At 61.2% G+C, this 16,506-nt stretch carries 18 protein-coding genes; 12 read left to right on the top strand and 6 right to left on the bottom strand.

The genetic code is table 11. The features are described 5' to 3' along the window. The first annotated feature begins 67 nt into the window (after positions 1-67). Entirely contained in the window at positions 68-652 is a 585-nt protein-coding gene (locus tag ACQ66J_RS07155; RefSeq protein ID WP_375547798.1) for a hypothetical protein, read from the top strand. Here the strand turns inward: ACQ66J_RS07155 and ACQ66J_RS07150 are convergent. After that, the gene (locus ACQ66J_RS07150) at positions 649-1,545 is read right to left on the bottom strand and encodes an ATP-grasp domain-containing protein (RefSeq protein ID WP_430431063.1); all 897 of its coding nucleotides are present in this window, start codon (positions 1,543-1,545) and stop codon (positions 649-651) included. The genes ACQ66J_RS07155 and ACQ66J_RS07150 overlap by 4 nt on opposite strands. Positions 1,546-1,682: 137 nt before the next feature. Between ACQ66J_RS07150 and ACQ66J_RS07145 the strand changes: the two genes are divergently transcribed. From ACQ66J_RS07145 to ACQ66J_RS07120, 6 genes are all read left to right on the top strand, one after another. Then, positions 1,683-2,684 (top strand): adenosine kinase, encoded by a 1,002-nt coding sequence (locus tag ACQ66J_RS07145; protein ID WP_430431062.1) that lies wholly within the window; start codon positions 1,683-1,685, stop codon positions 2,682-2,684. Positions 2,685-2,904: 220 nt separating this feature from the next. Then, positions 2,905-4,950, top strand: coding sequence for a putative bifunctional diguanylate cyclase/phosphodiesterase (locus tag ACQ66J_RS07140; protein WP_430432238.1), 2,046 nt, complete (start codon positions 2,905-2,907; stop codon positions 4,948-4,950). A gap of 302 nt (positions 4,951-5,252) precedes the next feature. Then, positions 5,253-5,879 carry a hypothetical protein gene (locus ACQ66J_RS07135; RefSeq protein WP_430431061.1) on the top strand — a complete coding sequence of 209 codons (627 nt, stop codon included), beginning with the start codon at positions 5,253-5,255 and terminating at the stop codon, positions 5,877-5,879. 33 nt (positions 5,880-5,912) lie between these two features. Further along, the gene (xth, locus tag ACQ66J_RS07130) at positions 5,913-6,722 is read left to right on the top strand and encodes an exodeoxyribonuclease III (protein WP_430431060.1); all 810 of its coding nucleotides are present in this window, start codon (positions 5,913-5,915) and stop codon (positions 6,720-6,722) included. 113 nt (positions 6,723-6,835) lie between these two features. Beyond that, positions 6,836-8,191 carry a protoglobin domain-containing protein gene (locus ACQ66J_RS07125; protein WP_430431059.1) on the top strand — a complete coding sequence of 452 codons (1,356 nt, stop codon included), beginning with the start codon at positions 6,836-6,838 and terminating at the stop codon, positions 8,189-8,191. 9 nt (positions 8,192-8,200) lie between these two features. After that, a complete protein-coding gene (locus tag ACQ66J_RS07120) occupies positions 8,201-8,650 on the top strand; it encodes a BLUF domain-containing protein (RefSeq protein WP_430431058.1) in 450 nt (149 codons plus the stop codon). On the opposite strand, the gene ACQ66J_RS07115 is transcribed toward ACQ66J_RS07120, so the two are convergent. Continuing rightward, entirely contained in the window at positions 8,631-9,290 is a 660-nt protein-coding gene (locus ACQ66J_RS07115; RefSeq protein ID WP_430431057.1) for a helix-turn-helix domain-containing protein, read from the bottom strand. The two genes, ACQ66J_RS07120 and ACQ66J_RS07115, sit on opposite strands and share 20 nt — an antisense overlap. Before the next feature lie 191 nt (positions 9,291-9,481). Then, on the bottom strand, positions 9,482-10,168 hold the full coding sequence (locus tag ACQ66J_RS07110) for a response regulator transcription factor (RefSeq protein WP_375547806.1): 687 nt from the start codon (positions 10,166-10,168) through the stop codon (positions 9,482-9,484). A gap of 328 nt (positions 10,169-10,496) precedes the next feature. Between ACQ66J_RS07110 and ACQ66J_RS07105 the strand changes: the two genes are divergently transcribed. Then, on the top strand, positions 10,497-11,006 hold the full coding sequence (locus tag ACQ66J_RS07105) for a L,D-transpeptidase family protein (RefSeq protein WP_430431056.1): 510 nt from the start codon (positions 10,497-10,499) through the stop codon (positions 11,004-11,006). Here the strand turns inward: ACQ66J_RS07105 and ACQ66J_RS07100 are convergent. Beyond that, positions 11,003-11,698 (bottom strand): YggS family pyridoxal phosphate-dependent enzyme, encoded by a 696-nt coding sequence (locus tag ACQ66J_RS07100; protein WP_375547808.1) that lies wholly within the window; start codon positions 11,696-11,698, stop codon positions 11,003-11,005. The two genes, ACQ66J_RS07105 and ACQ66J_RS07100, sit on opposite strands and share 4 nt — an antisense overlap. On the opposite strand from ACQ66J_RS07100, the gene ACQ66J_RS07095 reads away from it, so the two are divergent. Beyond that, positions 11,697-12,314, top strand: a complete 618-nt coding sequence (locus ACQ66J_RS07095; RefSeq protein WP_430431055.1) for a thiamine phosphate synthase — start codon at positions 11,697-11,699, stop codon at positions 12,312-12,314. The genes ACQ66J_RS07100 and ACQ66J_RS07095 overlap by 2 nt on opposite strands. A 10-nt stretch (positions 12,315-12,324) precedes the next feature. Here the strand turns inward: ACQ66J_RS07095 and ACQ66J_RS07090 are convergent, their stop codons facing one another. Beyond that, positions 12,325-12,891 carry an NtrZ family periplasmic regulatory protein gene (locus tag ACQ66J_RS07090; RefSeq protein WP_430431054.1) on the bottom strand — a complete coding sequence of 189 codons (567 nt, stop codon included), beginning with the start codon at positions 12,889-12,891 and terminating at the stop codon, positions 12,325-12,327. 98 nt (positions 12,892-12,989) lie between these two features. Further along, positions 12,990-14,174, bottom strand: coding sequence for a porin (locus tag ACQ66J_RS07085; RefSeq protein WP_430431053.1), 1,185 nt, complete (start codon positions 14,172-14,174; stop codon positions 12,990-12,992). A 251-nt stretch (positions 14,175-14,425) separates the two neighbouring features. On the opposite strand from ACQ66J_RS07085, the gene ACQ66J_RS07080 reads away from it, so the two are divergent. The 3 genes from ACQ66J_RS07080 to holA are packed head-to-tail and all read left to right on the top strand — an operon-like array spanning position 14,426 to position 16,461. Further along, a complete protein-coding gene (locus ACQ66J_RS07080; protein WP_160092881.1) occupies positions 14,426-14,905 on the top strand; it encodes a DUF3576 domain-containing protein in 480 nt (159 codons plus the stop codon). Positions 14,906-14,914: 9 nt separating this feature from the next. Next, positions 14,915-15,418: an LPS assembly lipoprotein LptE gene (lptE, locus tag ACQ66J_RS07075; RefSeq protein WP_430431052.1), complete on the top strand. Its 504-nt coding sequence runs from the start codon at positions 14,915-14,917 to the stop codon at positions 15,416-15,418. Next, the gene (gene holA, locus ACQ66J_RS07070) at positions 15,415-16,461 is read left to right on the top strand and encodes a DNA polymerase III subunit delta (RefSeq protein WP_430431051.1); all 1,047 of its coding nucleotides are present in this window, start codon (positions 15,415-15,417) and stop codon (positions 16,459-16,461) included. The genes lptE and holA overlap by 4 nt, the downstream gene beginning before the upstream one ends. The last annotated feature ends 45 nt before the right edge of the window (positions 16,462-16,506 follow it).

Genomic DNA, 16,506 nt, shown 5'->3' with positions numbered 1-16,506 from the left:
CGACGTTGCCGCGTTCCGTCATTTCCGGCAAGAGGGCGCATGACGCAGCCCGCTGAGACATATCGCCATGACCGACGCCCCCATCGCCCAGATCACGGATCAACGCAACGCCCTGCGCCCGGCGCGTCAGATCATATTGTACGCTGATCGTGTCGAATGGGTGGAAGAGGGGCGCCTGGAACGCCGGATTGCGCTGGACACCGTGACCGGGGTGCGCCTGTCAGTGGAGATGGCGGGCGCCCAAAGCCAGGTCATGTGCCGGGTGACCGGCCCGTCCGGCGAGATCGTGTTTGGCAGTCGGCGCGCCGTCTCCTTGAGCGACTGGGAAGATAATGCGTTGGAGTTCCAATCGCTTCTGGTCGCGCTTCACAAGGCCTTGCAGCCCCGGTTTGGCGCGGTCCGCTTCACCGAGGGGCAAACATTGGGCTCGCGTCTGATCCTGGGCGGCGTCGGGGTGGTGATGGCCAGCATGGCGATCAGCTATATGGTCTGGATGGGGCTGAATGCGCAAAGCGCCATGCTAGCGTTGGCGGGCCTGCCCTTTGCGGCGCTCGGGGGCTATCTGGCCTTCGCCTTCCGCCCCGGACGCCCTGTGCCCTACGACCCCGAAGCGCTGATCACGCGCTTCACCGCCAAACCGGACGCGAGTTAGGCCAGCTTGTCTTTCAGCGCTTCGACGAACACCGCGCCCATCTCCGGGCCTTGTTCGGGATAAAGATACGGCTCGATAATTTCGAGCTCCATCACCACCAGCCCGCCGGTCAGGCCGCGCACCATGTCGACGCGGGCGTAGAGAAACTCGTCCTCGCCAGTAATCGAACGCGCGGCGCTAAGCACTTCACGCGCCAAAGCGAGATCCGCCTCTGACGGCTCCCATCGCACTTCCGTGGCGCCATACAGCGACTGCACCCGGTAATCGCCTGATTTGGGGCGCTTGTTGAGCGCGTGGGAGAAACGCCCGCCAAAGAAAATCATCGAGTATTCGCCGTCTTCAGGAACGCCGGGCAGGAAAGGCTGGATCAGGCAGGCGCCCAGCGGCAGATCGTCCGCCGCGGGCAAGGCTTCGCCCTTTTTGATCAGCGCCTGACGCCAGGCGCCGCCGCCCACCAGCGGTTTCACCACGATCTTGTCGCCGCCAAACCGGTCAAACCCTGCTGCAATGGCGTCCGCATCCGCCTTGTCCGCCCAGAGCGTAGGGATAGAGGGGGCGCCCGCCTCATCCAGCGCCTTGAGATAGGTTTTCTCGATATTCCAGCGCACCAAAGCCGGGCTGTTATAGACGGGCGCGATCTCATGGAGCCGATCGAGCGTGTCCAGAAACAGCTCAAGCTTGGGCGGATAATCCCAGACCGTGCCCACCATGAAGCCGTCATAAACCGAGGCGTCAAACGGCTGGTCCCAAATGCACGCTTCCAGTGAGATCCCGTCCGCCGCGCAGGCTTTGGACAACGCGCCGAACTCAAGATCAAACTCGAACCAGTCGTCGCGGGCGCCCGGACGATCCTTCATCATGTCGGCGGAGGTCAGAAAACAGATGCGGGTCATGGGCTTCCTCGGTCAGATGGTGCTGGCGCAACCGCTTAACCCGTCCCATAGAGGTTTTCCAGAACCCTTCTGCGGGTTGAGTTTGCCGTGCCCCCGCGGTACACGCCCCCCGATTTCAGCTTCAGGATGATCCTCACATGACCGAAACCCGCTACGACGTCCTCGGCGTCGGCAACGCCATTGTGGACGTGCTCGCGTCTGTGACTGACGCCTTCATCGAGCAACACAGTCTGGCCAAAGACGCCATGCTGCTGATCGACGAGGAGCGGGCGCAGGCCCTGTATGAGGCGTTTCCGCCGGCTCAGGAAATCTCGGGCGGCTCTGCGGCCAATACGCTCGCGGGCGTGGCGAGCCTTGGCGTGCGCGGCGCCTATATCGGCAAGGTCGCTGACGATCAGCTGGGTGAAGTGTTCGCCCATGATCTGCGTTCGATCGGCGTGCATTACGACACCAAGCCGCTCAAGGACGGCCCCTCCACGGCGCGCTGCCTGATCGCTGTGCCGCCCGATGCGCGCCGCGCCATGAACACCTTCCTGGGCGCGTCCACCTTGATGGACGAAGCCGATATCGACCCTGAGCTGGTGAAATCCGCGACCGTGACCTTCCTGGAAGGCTATCTGTTTGACCGTCCTGAAGCGAAAGCCGCTTTCGTGCGCGCTTCAGAGCTCGCCCAGGCCGCCAACCGCCGCGTGGCGCTAACCTTGTCGGACACCTTCTGCGTCGAACGTCACCGCGACAGCTTCCGCCATCTGGTGAAAAACCATATCGACGTGCTGTTCGCCAACGAGGCCGAGATCAAGGCGCTCTATGAAGTCGATGATTTTGAAACGGCTCTCGCCAAAGTCCGCGCCGAAACCCGCGTCGCCGCCATCACCCGCTCTGAAAAGGGCGCGGTGATCGTATCCGGCGACGAGGAAGTGCGCGTGGACGCCGATCCCGTTGACACCATTGTGGACACGACCGGCGCTGGCGATCAGTTCGCGGCCGGCTTCCTCGCCGGGTATTCACGCGGGGCGGACCTTCACACCTGCGGGCGTCTGGGCGTCATCGCCGCCGCCGAAGTGATCTCACACATGGGCGCGCGCCCGCTGGTTTCGCTGAAGGATCTGGCGGCGCAGAAAGGCGTCACGCTGGACTAAAGATCAGCCTGTACTGATCTGCAAAGTGCATAAGACTTCATCAAGGACTCCGCCCCGGCGGGGTCCTTTTTGACTTTTCTCTTCGTCCTTAACCTGATTTTTAGCACATCAGTTCAGCCTCACGGTGTTTCGTGTGCATTCCGCACGCCTTTCGCCTGCAGCTGGGGTCCTGATGGCGCCTATCAGACACGCAATTTCCAGAGTGATGCGATCTCTGGTGATGAAGTTCACTTTGCTTTGCGGGGTGATCCTCGTCGCCGCGACGACTGCGATCATGGCCGTCGAATACCAGCTGAAGTCCCAGGACAATAATTCGGCAGGCCTGGTTCATGCCGAGCTGATCACCGAATTGTTCACCTCCACCGCCGCCAACGCCATCGCCGTTAGCGACATTGAAGGCCTGACCAATCGTCTGCTGGCGGATTTCGGCGCACGGCCTGATGTCAGCTCTGTCTATGTGGCCGATGTGAACGGACGCGTGCTCGCTCTCAACGGAGAAGTTCCCTATAGCGTCGGTGATCGCGCCGCGGACCATCTGGTGCAATCGGCGATCGGCGCCGTGGACACGCGGGTTGAACGCGTTGGAGATGACATTCGCGTCGCCGAGCCGGTCTTCTACAATGGTCGCCTGATCGGCGCCGTGGTCGCCACCGTGCCCATGTCCGCCGTGGTGACGCCGGCCATCGACATCATCATTCGTCAGGTCCTGATCGCCGCCGCGGCGCTGATCGTGTTCCTGCCGTTGGTCGCGCTGATCGTGCGCAAGGCGCTTGGCCCGGTCCGACGCCTGACCGAAGCGGCGCGCCTGGCCTCCTCTCGCAAGCTCGATCTGCGCATCGAAGTGCATACGGGCGATGAGCTGGAAGTGCTGGCGAACGCGTTTAACCGCATGTTCGCGCGCCTCGACGCCTCCGTGAAGCGCGTGCATCGCCTGGCCTATGTGGACATGATCACCGAACTGCCCAACCGCGAACGCTTCCGCAAGGAAGTCGAGCGGGTGGCGCGCGAGGCGTCTGAAGCCGGAGAAGAAGGCGCAATCCTGTTTCTTGATCTCGACCGGTTCAAACGCGTCAACGACTCTCTGGGCATCGGCGAGGGCGACCGTCTGCTTGAAGCCGTCGGACGCCGTCTGCGCGAAGCCGTTCGTGGCTGGGATCTGTCTCAGGGCGATCTGACCAAGGAACCCTCCATGGTCGCACGCCTGGGCGGAGATGAATTCACTGTTCTGCTGCCGCGCTTGCGTGACAGCGCCGACGCCGCACGCCTGGCGCGCCGGATCGTGGATTCAGTCCGTCGTCCCTTCGAAATTTCAGGCCATCAGGTCTTTCTGGGCATTTCCGCCGGCATCGCCTGTTTCCCACGCGACGGCTCTGACCCTGAAACCCTGCTGCGTCACGCAGACCTCGCCATGGCGTCGGTCAAACGCGCTGGCGGCAATGCCTGCGAATTCTTCGAGACCTCAATGAACCAGAGCGCCTTTGAGCGCCTGGTGCTGGAAAACGAGCTGCGTGAAGCCGTGCGCGACGACCAGCTTGTGGTCTTCTACCAGCCCAAGGTCTCCATGGTCGACGGCTCCATCGCCGGCTCTGAAGCGCTGGTGCGCTGGCGCCACCCGACGGCGGGTCTGTTGTCGCCCGGCGCCTTCATCCAGGCAGCGGAAGAATGCGGCCTGATCGGTGAAATCGGCGACTGGGTGCTGCGCCGCGCCTGCCATGAAGCCCAGCAATTGCGAGAGCGCGGGTTCGATCTTCCGGTGGCGGTGAACGTCTCCGCCATGCAGTTTGAGAGCGAAGGCTTCTCCCAGACGGTTCTGGAAGCGCTGCAAGATAGCGGCCTGCCGCCTGAACTGCTGGAGCTCGAGCTGACCGAATCCACCGCCATGCGCGAACCTGAACGCGTGATCGAGCAGATCGAGCCGCTGCGCCGTCTGGGCGTCACCTTCGCCATCGACGATTTCGGCACCGGCCATTCCTCGCTCTCGTATCTGACCCGCATGCCTTTTGACGTCTTCAAGATCGACCAGAGCTTCGTGCGCGACATGAGCCAGGACGAGCACGCTCGCATCGTGGTCGAGACCATTCTCGCCATGGCCAAATCGCTGAAGCTGAAAACTGTGGCCGAAGGCGTCGAAACTCATGACCAGCATCAGGCCCTGCGGGCGCTGGGCGCGACGCTGGCTCAAGGCTATCTGTTCGGCCGGCCCATGCCCTTCGCCGAGCTGGTCTCATTTGCGTCAGCGGGCGGCCAGGACAGTGTGGCCGGCTAGTTTCAACTCCTCCTGGAATGATGTATAAATATCACTTACAAGATATTTCCACTTTTTAATTCGCTTTTCTAAAAATATGTGGCATTCTTACACCTGCAGCTGAGGGCTGCTCCTGAATGCGCGCCGTCCCCCCGACGCTTCAGGACGTCGTGATGCTCCCCCCAGCGTCATGACACCGCGTCTTTCCTGATGGACGCGAGGCGAAACGCCCGGCGACTTCACCCCAGGTCGCCGGGCGATTTTCGTTCAGCCTCACTATCATGACCGCTGTCGTCTTCCCGCAAGGCGCGTTAAACAGGGGCATGACCGATTTTGATCCCTCCCCTTCGGACTATAGCGGCGCGGAAGACGAGATTGCGCGCCTGCTTGATGAAATCCCGCTCCTTTACAAGGCGCGCGCCTTCGCAGAATCCATCGGTGATCCCGCCTTTTTCTCGCGCCTGGGCGAACCGCTCGATTCACGGGAGCTGGCCCTGGCCCGCGCCTATCTGGACGGTCTGGGCATGCCCGAGGCCGAACCCGCAGAGATGGGCGACTGGTCAGACGCCATTGCGGCTGCGGAAACCCTGGACCGGGACCCCTGGGCCTGGGAGGCGGAGGAAATGCAACGCTCCGCCTTGGTCGAACGCGCCCTGGAGCGGTTGGATGAACAGGCGCTGCAGGCCGCGCTGACGCTTGTCGCCTCGAAAATCGGCGAACTCGCCAAGGAGGCCGCCGAAGCCAGCGCCTCCATGGACGACATGTTTGATGAAACCGTGATCAACGCCGCCGCTGGCGGTCTGGTGCAGGCCGCCCATGGCGCTGTGCTGGTGCTGATGGCGGAAGCGGAAGACGAAGAGCCCCCGCACCCCTTCCTGGCGCGCTGGCGGCTGTATGTGCGCGGGCGCTGGCCGGTCGGCGTCGCCGGCGCGACTTATAATATTCTCTGATCTCATCGACACGCATTTCTCTCAGGATTTCCCATGACCCCGTTCACCCTCGCCACCTGGAACATCAACTCGGTCCGCCTGCGCGCCCCGCATGTGGCGAGCTTTGTGGAGGAAGCGAAGCCGGACGTGGTCGCCCTGCAGGAAATCAAATGCCTGCCCGATCAGTTTCCACGCGCCGCGTTTGAAGAGATGGGCCTTCCCCATTTGCACATTGTGGGCCAGAAGGGCCTGCATGGCGTCGCGATCGCGTCACGCACCCCGATCGAGGTGCTGGACCAGGACGCACTGTGCCCCCGCGGCGAAGCACGCTTTCAACGTGTGCTCGTGAACGGGGTTGAGCTGCAGAACTATTACATCCCCGCGGGCGGCGACGAACCGGATCCCGAGATCAATCCCCGCTTCAAGCACAAGCTGGACTTTCTGGATCGGCTCAAGGGCTATGCCGCCGATCGCGCCAAGGAAAACGCCCCGATCGTGATGGTCGGCGATTTCAACATCGCCCCGCGCGAACATGATGTCTGGTCACACAAGCAGCTTCTGAAAGTCGTCTCGCATACCCCGGTTGAGGTGGACGCGCTGAACGCCTGGATGCAAGCGGGCGAGTATATCGACGTGGCGCGCGAACTGATTGACGAGCCTGAAAAGCTGTTCACCTGGTGGAGCTATCGCAGCAAGGACTGGCGCGCCTCGAACCGCGGCCGGCGCCTGGATCATATCTGGGTCAGCCCGGCGCTGAAGGACGCCGCCCTCAAAGACGGGCGCGACAGTTTCTGGATTTGGGACGAAGCCCGCAGCTGGGAGAAACCCTCAGACCATGCGCCGGTAACTCTGCGCTTAGGATAGAATGCTTAATAAGTCTTAATACAAGTGCGTATAAAGTATACGTAATACGTATATGTATTACCATTGTAGATCCAATGAATCTCTACACAGTCAAATCAACTGTGGAGGGACGCATGCAAGAACACGATCGTACCGAACGTCTGGACTTTCTGGGGTTTGACACGCCGACGCGAGAGGCCTTGTCTCAATGTCGTCCGGCCATTGAAGAGACTTTGCCTCAGGCGCTTTCCGCGTTCTACGACGTCATCAAATCGACGCCGGCGGCCGCACAGTTCTTCACAGATGAAGATCACATGGACAGCGCCAAAGGGCGTCAGCAGGCCCACTGGATGTCCATCGTCTCCGGTCGCTTTGACAGCGCCTATTTTGAAGGTGTTCGCAAGATTGGTCTCGCACACAGCCGGCTTGGACTTGAACCGCGCTATTATATCGGCGGCTACGCCCATCTGGCCTCCGCCCTGATCCGAGCAGTCGTCCAGTCTCAAAACGCCGGGATCATGGGGCTTCGTCCACGTCAGGCGGCCCTGCTGGACAGCCAGCTGGATGCTCTGGTCAAGGCCATCTTCCTGGACATGGAACTGGCGGTCTCTTTGTATCTTGAAGAAACCCAAGCCAGCGCAGCGCGCGAAAGACATGAACTCGCATCACAATTCGAGCAAAATGTCGGCAATCTGGTCGGCACGCTGACGTCTGTCTCGGAAACGATTGGCGACGCCTCGCAGACAGTCGCGTCCACGGTCGAAGCCACTCTGGAACGGGCGGTGAGCGCGGCCTCTGGCGCAGAAGAATCCGCCGCCAGCGTTCGGGCCGTGGCCGCGGCCTCGCATCAGATGGAATCTGCAACCCGCGAAATCGCAGAGCGCGCAAACAGCCAAAGCGACATCGCCCGGAAGGCAGAGCAGCTCGCCACCTCTGCTGTCACAGACATAGAACGCCTCAATCAGGCGGCGTCACAAATCGGCGGCGTCGTCACCTTGATCCAGCAAATCGCTGAACAAACCAATCTGCTGGCGCTCAACGCCACGATTGAAAGCGCGCGCGCCGGGGAGGCGGGCAAGGGTTTCGCCGTTGTCGCCCAGGAAGTCAAAACCCTGGCCAATCAAACCGCAAAAGCCACTGACGAAATAGGCGGTGAAATCGCTGAGATTCAGGCTGCGACCAGCACTGTCGTGGAAGCGATGTCGCACATCCAGGACACGATTTCCAAGATCTCTGAAACGTCGATGGGAATTGGCGCAGCCGTCGAAGAGCAAGCCAGCGCCACCACCGAGATTACACGCAGCTCGACGAGCGCCGCTGAGGGCAATGAAGCCGTCGCATCTGCATCATCAGACATGGAGCAAGCCGCCAGAGACGCATCGATTTCCGTCGACGTCATGAGCGCCGCAGCGTCGGAAGTGCAGACGTGTTCGTCCAGCCTGTCTGAGTCCGTTGAGCGTTTTCTCTCCACACTTCGAGTGGCGGGTTAGACAGCAACCATGGCCTTATCCCAACTCATCTACACCTCCTATCCGGCCTTCCCGATCCGCCCCGGCTCGCTGACAGGTGCGTTGGGAGAGATCATGAATGCCGGTCGGGAACACAATTCCCGTAATCAGATCAGTGGCATTCTGGGTGTCGAGGTGAACCGCTTCTTTCAGATCCTTGAGGGACCGCCCGCCAAGGTCCTAGAGACCTTTGATCGAATCCAGCATGATCGAAGACATTTCGGCGTTCAGCTCAAACACGTCGGCGCGCTTGAAGTGCGCACCTTCAAAGACTGGTCTATCGGCTTCGCGGCTCCTGCATTTCTGCCCTCTGGTGAACCGGCCCAGATCGATTTTGATACGGTGAGCGTTCAAACCATCATCAATCGCGGGCTGCTGCTTCGACGCTGTGGTGTGATCGCGGAAGCGGGTCTCAAGACCCCTAGCGCATCAGGATTCTGAAATCCCCGACATCGCGGATGGTCTCTTCATAGACGTGCTGTTTGATCGGACGATGATGGCTATGTAGCGCTGTCCCGCACTGATCATCCGGGATCGCAGTTGAAACAGCCTGATAAAACGCCTCGCCATGAGGCGTGATAGACCGCCAGGTGTTTTCAACCAGAAGCACCTCACCATTGAAGGCTCCGACCTGCCTGAGACGCTGGAAATGATTATCTGCGTCTTCGCCCAGGACGCCGTCCAGCCGATCTCCGGGCTCAACCAGGGCGTAAACACCCCCTAACGCTCTGAACCCTTTTGAAAATTCAATGAGTTCAATTTCATTTCCCCTGGCGCGGATCAAGCTCACAAGCGTCGGAGACATGCGCACAGTCAGGCGCCATCGATCAAAGGAATACTGAAACCGGACATCTTCGAGCAACCGCATGATCCGGGCATGTAGGTGAAAGGAAGGCTGCTGGGCGCCCGTTTCAATTCTGGAATAATGAGCCTGGCTGATACCGAGTTGCTCCGCCACTGATGCTTGTTTGGCGCCCGTCTCTCGCCGATACGCCAGCAGCAATTTTCCAACCTCAGTGTCGTCCGACGTGATCAAGCACCACCCCCCTGTTTTAGTCAGTGAGATGTGCTTTAAGGGCATACAATCTCAAGGTATTTTATATACACAATATTAATATGGGTTACAGAATCTTAATGTCAGTCGCTCGTCGGTGCTCTCCTGATCAGCCCAGCCTGAAGCGCTTGGACACACTCGAGAATTCAATGATTATCATTCGCGTCGACCAGGCCATGCCTGTCGTCGGCCAACCCCTTTCAGATGTTGATATCTGACTACATCTGAAGCCGGTACCCGCCACTTTCAGTGATCAGGAGCCGGGCGTGCTGGGGGTCGGGCTCGATCTTCTGACGCAACCGATAGACATGGGTCTCCAACGTGTGGGTGTTGGCTTCGCGGTGATAGCCCCAGACCTGATCAAGCAATTCCTCACGCGCCACAGGCTGGCCGCCCGCGCGATAGAGGTATTTGAGAATATTGGTTTCTTTCTCTGTCAGGCGCGTCTTCTTGTCCTCGCCATCCACCAAAAGCTTCATGCTTGGTTTGAACCGGTAAGGACCCACCTGCAGCACCGCGTCTTCGCTTTGCTGATGCCGCCGCAATTGCGATTGCACCCGTTCCAGCAGCACCACGAAGCTGATCGGCTTGGCCAGGAAATCATCCGCGCCAGAGCGTAAACCCAGCACGTGATCGGCGTCGCCGGACTGGGCGGTCAGCAGGAGGATCGGCGTGTTCACGCCGTCCTTGCGCAAATGCCGGCAGGCTTCGCGGCCATCCATGTCGGGCAGGCCCACATCAAAAATGATGATGTCCACAGGCTCTGAGCGAGCCAGCTCCATGCCCGGCTTTGCGGCGTCTGCGGTGAGCACCTTGAAATCATCTTCAAAGCTGAACTGCTCAGCCAGGGCTTCGCGCAGATCGTCGTCATCATCAACCAGAAGGATCGTTTTCTTGTTCGTCATGGCTCTGTCTCCAGTCAGGCGGGGCCCGGCAAACTGCGCCAACCGGTCACTTTTCACCGGTAAGCCTTGCCTGTCCGCACCTGATTGCGCAACTGCAAACGCGCAATCTCAATACAAGGCGGGTGTACTCCAAACGGCGTGAAACTTGCCTGACGCCTTTGTGAGCCTTGCGAATTTTTTCGTGAGGCCGCCCGCCGTGGTGGGGGAGGCGAACGGGGTCCGCTAACGCCTTGTCAAAAGGCGAAACGGACCCCGTCGCCGACCCTCATACGGCGCCAGAGCTATGTTTCACATAAGGGATAGTCCGCGGCCATGCAGGAGTTTCGTGATGACGGTATACTGCGCAAGCGCCCAAAAATCCGCACTGGACGGTCCTGATTTCAGCGCCCCGTGCGCTCTGGGACGCTCAGGCGTGATTGCGGCGGAACTGAAGTCTGAAGGCGATGGGGCCAGTCCGATCGGGCGCTGGCGGGTGCGCCGCGCTTATTTTCGGGCCGACCGGATCGACAAACCCGACACAGTCCTGGTGATCGATCCGATCCGGCCTGATGACGGCTGGTGCGATGCGGCGTCAGATCCGGCCTATAATCAACCTGTGCGCCTGCCTTACCGAGCATCTTGCGAGACGATGACGCGTGAAGACGGTCTGTATGATCTGTTGGTGGTGCTGGGCCATAATGACGATCCGCCCCAGCCGGGCGCCGGATCCGCCATCTTCCTGCATTGCGCCTCGCCGGAATTCAAACCCACAGAGGGCTGCGTCGCGATTGCGCGCGACCAACTCATTGAGCTTGTCGGCCGCCTGACAACCGATGACTGGATCGAGATCGCGCCCTAGGCCTTTACCCGCTCGCCAAACAGCGCCGAACCCACGCGGACCGATGTGGCGCCCAGGCGCACGCCCAGCTCGAAATCCGAACTCATCCCCATGGACAGCTTCTCAAGCCCGGCGCGCGCTGCGAGCTTGGCCAGGAGTGCAAAATGCGGCGCGGCCGGCTCCTCCACCGGCGGAATGCACATCAGCCCTTCAATCTGAAGTCCCAGATCTGACTGGCAATGCTTCACGAACGCCACGCACTCCCCGACCGTGAGACCCGCTTTTTGCGGTTCGTCGCCCGTATTCACCTGCACATAGAGCCGCGGCGTCCGACCGGTTTTCTCCATCGCCTTGACCAAAGCGCCCGCCAGCTTCTCACGATCGAGCGTCTCGATGACGTCAAACAGGGCGCAGGCGTCTTCCGCTTTGTTAGTCTGAAGCGGACCGATCAGGTGCAATTGCAGATCGGGACAGGCTTCGCGGCGATCGCTCCAGCGACCTTGCGCCTCTTGCACCCGGTTTTCGCCAAAAATACGCTGACCTGTGGCCAGCATGGCGTCGATCCGGTCATCGGGCTGGACTTTGGAGACGGCGACCAGATCAATCGCATCCGCTGACCGTCCCGCCTGCTTGGCCGCTTTGGCGATCCGGGTCAAAATCTCGGCGCGCGCAGCGGCGATGCCGTCAATGGAATTCGGGTATAGGTCTGTCATGGCGAAGACTGGGTATGACGGCGCAGCCCGTCTGGCAAGGCTGGCGGACGCATTGGACGGCCCACGAGAGGGCTTGCCGGGCCTGTTTTGCCTCACCGATCCCGAGCGCACACCGGATCTGAAGGCTCTGGCTCGCGCGCTTCCGGACGGCGCCGGGTTGATTCTGAGATTATTCGGGCGGGACGAGCTTCACGCGCAAGCCGCTGATCTTGTGACAATCCGACATGACAAGGGGGGGTTATGCCTGATCGCGGCGGAGCCTGAACTGGCGGCAGAGATCGGAGCCGACGGCGTTCACTGGCCGGAACGCTGGCTGACCGGCGCCCATGTCAGGCGCTCTCACGGATTGATCTCCACCAGCGCGCATAGCCCGTCTGCGCTGCGCCGCGCCCAAGGCCTGGCGGATCTCGCCTTCGTCTCGACGGTCTTTCCCTCTCGCAGTCCCAGCGCCACACGCCCGATGGGCGCATTCCGGCTGGCCGCCTTGGCGCGCCCTCACTCAATGCCTGTTTATGCACTTGGCGGCGTCAACACACGCACCATCAAACGGCTCAATCATTTGGGAATTTCGGGAGTTGGCGCGGTGGGCGCACTGTCAGGCTCTACGCAGTTTTAGCTGGAAGGCCCTAGAATCGGAAGGCGGACTCAAACCGGATTTCCGGCGCCTTGTCCTCACCGTCTTCGCCAAACACCTGCTCTTCGGGAGAGGTGAAGCGCACTTCACCGCCAAAGCGGAAATGGTCGGAAAACTCGATAAAGGCGCCCGCGCTGAAATCTTCCAGATCCACGCCCTGATCACCACGCGCCGGCGCAGTATAGCCCAAAGTCACGCCCCAACGGTCACCCGCCTGAAGCTGAAACTCGTCTGACGGCTGAGCCCAGACCGACCGCGTGGCGGACGGCGCAAGCGTGAACCGCTCATACCAGGGCAAGGCTGACGCCGAGCCGCGATCATCAATGACGGTCGGGCGCGATGGCAGGGCCACAGGATCAGACATCACGGCGTCAGGCGCGGCGTCCAGCGCATCAAACGTGCGCAAAGACAGCGTAAACGGGTCCAGCACGGGCGCCAGGCTGGCGCCGCCCGTCAACGCGAACGCATTATCGGTATTGGACTCTTGCGCATACGCGGTGGTTCCGGCGCAAAGAGCACCGGTGCACAGCAATGTCGCAAGGAGCGTGTTCAAACGCATCAGTCCATCCCAACAAGTTCAACCTCATACATAGCCTAGCCATGTGACGCTTGTAAGGCGCCGAAAGAGGCCGACCGGCACAATCCGCTTGGGGCGTGTCAAAAACGCAACCCTGTCTCTACAAGCACTTGGACGCTGTCGCGATCCGTTCCACCTGCGCTTTCACGCACGCTCATCACCCCAAGACCCAGCAATCCGTTCGCGCCCACCAAGCGGGACACGCCCAAAAGAACGCTGACGGTCTCGGCGCCCACCAGGTCAGACTGGCCATACCCCAGCTCGGCCCCATAGAGCCAGTCGCCCTGCTCATACGCCAACCCAAAGCCAAGACTGTCGTATTCAGCGTCCTGGTAGCCGTCAGACCCCGTCAGACCGGACAGGCTGAGGGTCAGATCGCCGGCCTGACGCACCAAGGCGCCCCGCATCAGCCAGGGATCGTCAAACATGGCGGCGACCGGTCCCTCAGCTTGCGCCGTCTCAAAGCCCAAAGATGCGTTCCAGCGCACGCCGGTGGACGGCGCCCGCCGGTCAAAACTCGCCGCCACAGACCAGATCGCGCCCAGATCAGCGCGCAGCACTTCTGGCCCGGCCGGATGACACGCCTGAGCGCATGGATCACTGTCGGGCGCAAAGGACGCGGCGAACCGCAATCCCACGATACGCCGGGATTGAACCGACACGGTCGGCGCGGCGTCGGCCAGCGTCAAACCTGTATCCGCGATATTCAGGCCGCTCAGATCAAACTTCCCGCCCTGGGCGCGGATCAGACGAAAAACGTGTAAGGAATCAGACGCTTCAAGCTCGGCCGCAGTCTCGCCCAATCCCGCGCGCAGCTTCACCCACGCTGTCTGCAGATAGACTTGCGCCTGGTCTGCAATCACGCGCGCGCTGGCGTCATCAAGCCCGGCCTCGCCCGACAAACCGGTCAACAGGCCTGCAACCGGACGCCCTGAGACGCGAGGTCCGGTCAGCCCCGGGCGCGCCAGACCCCGGTGTCCATCCCCGCTGGTCAAGCGCGCTTCCAGCTCGGCGCCATAGCGCCAGCCTTGGTCGGTCAGAGTTTCACTGGAGCCGCGCAGTGTGAGATCGGCATAGGGCGAATCTTTTCGGACTGCGGACTCTCCGACCCCGACTACGAGATCAAGATCCGCTTCAAACTCGAAGATGGTTTCAGAGAGAAAAGAAAAGCGCGCCGGCGCCGACTGGCCCCAAGCAGTTGTCGGCGCGGCCACGAGCCCGCCTGAGAAGACGCTTATAATCAGCGCCTTACGGAAACAGGTCATAACTCGTGGCCTCGCCGAACGGCCCCGTCCCCCCGGACGTGCCCTCGTTTTCTCCGCCCAACCGGTGCTGACCGTCAAGCTGACAGGCCGAATCTGACGGCGGAACTGAATATTTGTGACATGAAAACAACAGCTGTACCGCCAAGAGCGCCAGCCTCAACACTGGCGTCCGCGCACCGGCATGCTATAGAGCAATAAGATAAAGACGCGTCGGAAACCGGCGCTAAACCGCTTGGCCGGGAGCCGTTTACATGTTGTTTCGCCGTTTGATCACTCCGTTCGCCGTCGCCGCTTGTGTGATGAGCTTGGCAGCTTGCGCGTCGCGTGGCGACAACAGTCAGGATCGTGGTCTTCTGGGCGGCGTGTTCGGCGGCGGCGGTCAGGTCAGCGATGCGCCCGAAGCCGGCATCGGCGTGAACAGCTTCCTGTGGCGCTCTTCCCTGGAAGTTCTGTCCTTCATGCCGCTCTCTGAAGTCGATCCGTTCGGCGGCGTCATCATCACGGATTGGTACGCCAATCCCGAGATTCAGAACGAGCGGTTCAAGGCCACCGTTTACATTCTTGACACCCGCCTGCGCGCTGACGCCCTGTCGGTGCAGCTGTTCAAACAGGTTCGCGGCGCCGATGGCGGCTGGGCGGACGCAGAGGTTGATCCCGCAACCCGGATCCAGATCGAGAACGCCATTCTGACCCGCGCGCGTCAGCTGCGCATCCAGACCATTCAGGACTAATCTTTTACGATGCTGTCCTTGCGCTCCTCCCTGCTCCGCACCGGCGTTCTGGTGATCACTCTGATCAGCCTGTCCGCCTGCGGGTTCAAACCGCTCTATGGCGGCGCAGGGTTCAGCCAATTGCCCGGGCTGCAAGTCAGCCGCGGGCAAGAGCGCGTGGACTATCTGATTGATGACGCCCTGCGTGATTTTCTGGGGGATGGACGCAGCCCCTATCACCTGACGCTAGACAATGAGACGACGCAAAGCTCGCTCGGCCTCAGCGCCACGGGCATCGCGCGTCAATATGCGCTGGTGATCACAACCGATTACACGCTGACCGACGCCAGCGGGGCTGTAATCGCTGAAGGCCGGTTGCGCGAAGAATCCCTGTTTGATGCGAGCTCTGATCCTTATTCCCTCGTTTCCGGCGCCTCTAACGCCGAAGAGCAGGCGTCTGAAGCCATGGCGGAACGTCTGGTGCAGGAGATCGCCGTCGCGCTGCGTCAGCGCGAGGCGATTGAGCGCCGGTGAAGCTCAAACCCCGCGATGCGGACCGGGCGCTGTCCCAGCCCGACGGCTCTTATAGGATCTATCTCATATATGGGCCGGATCTGGGCATGGTGCGCGAACGCGCCGACACCCTGTCAAAAGCGCTGGTGAAGGATCCTGATGATCCGTTTGCGGTGACCCGCCTCACCGATGACGACGTGAAAGCCGATCCCGCTGCGCTGGCCGACGCACTCGCCGCTTTGTCGATGACCGGGGATCCGCGCCTGGTGCGCGTGCGCCTGTCTGGCGATTCAGCCCCGGTCGCCCGCCTTTTGACTGAAGTCGATCACGGCGTGACGCCGTCAGAAGCCACTTTGGTGATTGAATCAGGCGATCTCAGGAAAACCTCAAAGCTGCGCAAAGCCGCCGAAGACGGCAAGCGCAGCCTCGCTGCGCCCTGCTATGCCGATAATGCGCGTGACCTGATCGGTCTGGCTGAAGAGATGTTTCGCGCGGAAAACCTGTCCCTGGACCCGGACGCGCGGGCCATGCTGGCGCCCTTCCTTGAAGGCGATCGCGCCCTGGCGCGCAGTGAGATTGAAAAGCTCATCCTCTATAAGGGTCTCGCCGCGCAACGCGGCGGAGAGCCCGCGCAGATCACCCGGCAAGACATCGCAGACATCTCGGCCGTCGGTTCCGAAGCGGCCATGGACCAGATTCTGGATCCAGCCCTCGGCGGGGATGTACGCGCGGCGGACGCCGCCTATGCCCGAGGCCTCTCCGCCGGTCTGAACCCGGTCGGCGTGCTGCGTGGGCTGCAACGCCGCATCGATCAGTTCGACACCTTCCACACCGGCGGCGGCGATGCCGGGGCTCTGGCTCGTGCGGGCGCCCCACGCTTCGGCCCTCCTGCTGATCAGTTCAAACGATCGGCGCGGCTGTGGACTGGACGACGTCTGGACCAGGCGCGCAAATATGCCTTTGACGCCGAACGCGCGGTGAAACGCTCTGGCGCCCCGGCCGAGGCCCTTGTCGGGGATCTGATTTTGCGTCTGTCTCGCGCCGCCGCAAATGCGCGTCGATAAGCGATATTATTTCAAATACTTATATAAATATCTCGCTGAGAGCGC

The organism is Oceanicaulis sp., assembly GCF_965284345.1.
GTDB classification, from domain to species: Bacteria; Pseudomonadota; Alphaproteobacteria; order Caulobacterales; family Maricaulaceae; genus Oceanicaulis; species Oceanicaulis alexandrii_A.
The sequence above is the reverse complement of the archived record's forward strand: the minus strand, read 5'-3'. Positions and strand labels throughout refer to the sequence as shown.

What these genes read in the sequence shown, in the direction of transcription:
- ACQ66J_RS07155 (WP_375547798.1), top strand. Translation starts at nt 68, where the DNA reads ATGACCGACGCCCCCATCGCCCAGATCACGGATCAACGCAACGCCCTG.
- ACQ66J_RS07150 (WP_430431063.1), bottom strand. Translation starts at nt 1,545, where the DNA reads ATGACCCGCATCTGTTTTCTGACCTCCGCCGACATGATGAAGGATCGT.
- ACQ66J_RS07145 (WP_430431062.1), top strand. Translation starts at nt 1,683, where the DNA reads ATGACCGAAACCCGCTACGACGTCCTCGGCGTCGGCAACGCCATTGTG.
- ACQ66J_RS07140 (WP_430432238.1), top strand. Translation starts at nt 2,905, where the DNA reads ATGAAGTTCACTTTGCTTTGCGGGGTGATCCTCGTCGCCGCGACGACT.
- ACQ66J_RS07135 (WP_430431061.1), top strand. Translation starts at nt 5,253, where the DNA reads ATGACCGATTTTGATCCCTCCCCTTCGGACTATAGCGGCGCGGAAGAC.
- xth (WP_430431060.1), top strand. Translation starts at nt 5,913, where the DNA reads ATGACCCCGTTCACCCTCGCCACCTGGAACATCAACTCGGTCCGCCTG.
- ACQ66J_RS07125 (WP_430431059.1), top strand. Translation starts at nt 6,836, where the DNA reads ATGCAAGAACACGATCGTACCGAACGTCTGGACTTTCTGGGGTTTGAC.
- ACQ66J_RS07120 (WP_430431058.1), top strand. Translation starts at nt 8,201, where the DNA reads ATGGCCTTATCCCAACTCATCTACACCTCCTATCCGGCCTTCCCGATC.
- ACQ66J_RS07115 (WP_430431057.1), bottom strand. Translation starts at nt 9,290, where the DNA reads ATGCCCTTAAAGCACATCTCACTGACTAAAACAGGGGGGTGGTGCTTG.
- ACQ66J_RS07110 (WP_375547806.1), bottom strand. Translation starts at nt 10,168, where the DNA reads ATGACGAACAAGAAAACGATCCTTCTGGTTGATGATGACGACGATCTG.
- ACQ66J_RS07105 (WP_430431056.1), top strand. Translation starts at nt 10,497, where the DNA reads ATGACGGTATACTGCGCAAGCGCCCAAAAATCCGCACTGGACGGTCCT.
- ACQ66J_RS07095 (WP_430431055.1), top strand. Translation starts at nt 11,697, where the DNA reads ATGGCGAAGACTGGGTATGACGGCGCAGCCCGTCTGGCAAGGCTGGCG.
- ACQ66J_RS07100 (WP_375547808.1), bottom strand. Translation starts at nt 11,698, where the DNA reads ATGACAGACCTATACCCGAATTCCATTGACGGCATCGCCGCTGCGCGC.
- ACQ66J_RS07090 (WP_430431054.1), bottom strand. Translation starts at nt 12,891, where the DNA reads ATGCGTTTGAACACGCTCCTTGCGACATTGCTGTGCACCGGTGCTCTT.
- ACQ66J_RS07085 (WP_430431053.1), bottom strand. Translation starts at nt 14,174, where the DNA reads ATGACCTGTTTCCGTAAGGCGCTGATTATAAGCGTCTTCTCAGGCGGG.
- ACQ66J_RS07080 (WP_160092881.1), top strand. Translation starts at nt 14,426, where the DNA reads ATGTTGTTTCGCCGTTTGATCACTCCGTTCGCCGTCGCCGCTTGTGTG.
- lptE (WP_430431052.1), top strand. Translation starts at nt 14,915, where the DNA reads ATGCTGTCCTTGCGCTCCTCCCTGCTCCGCACCGGCGTTCTGGTGATC.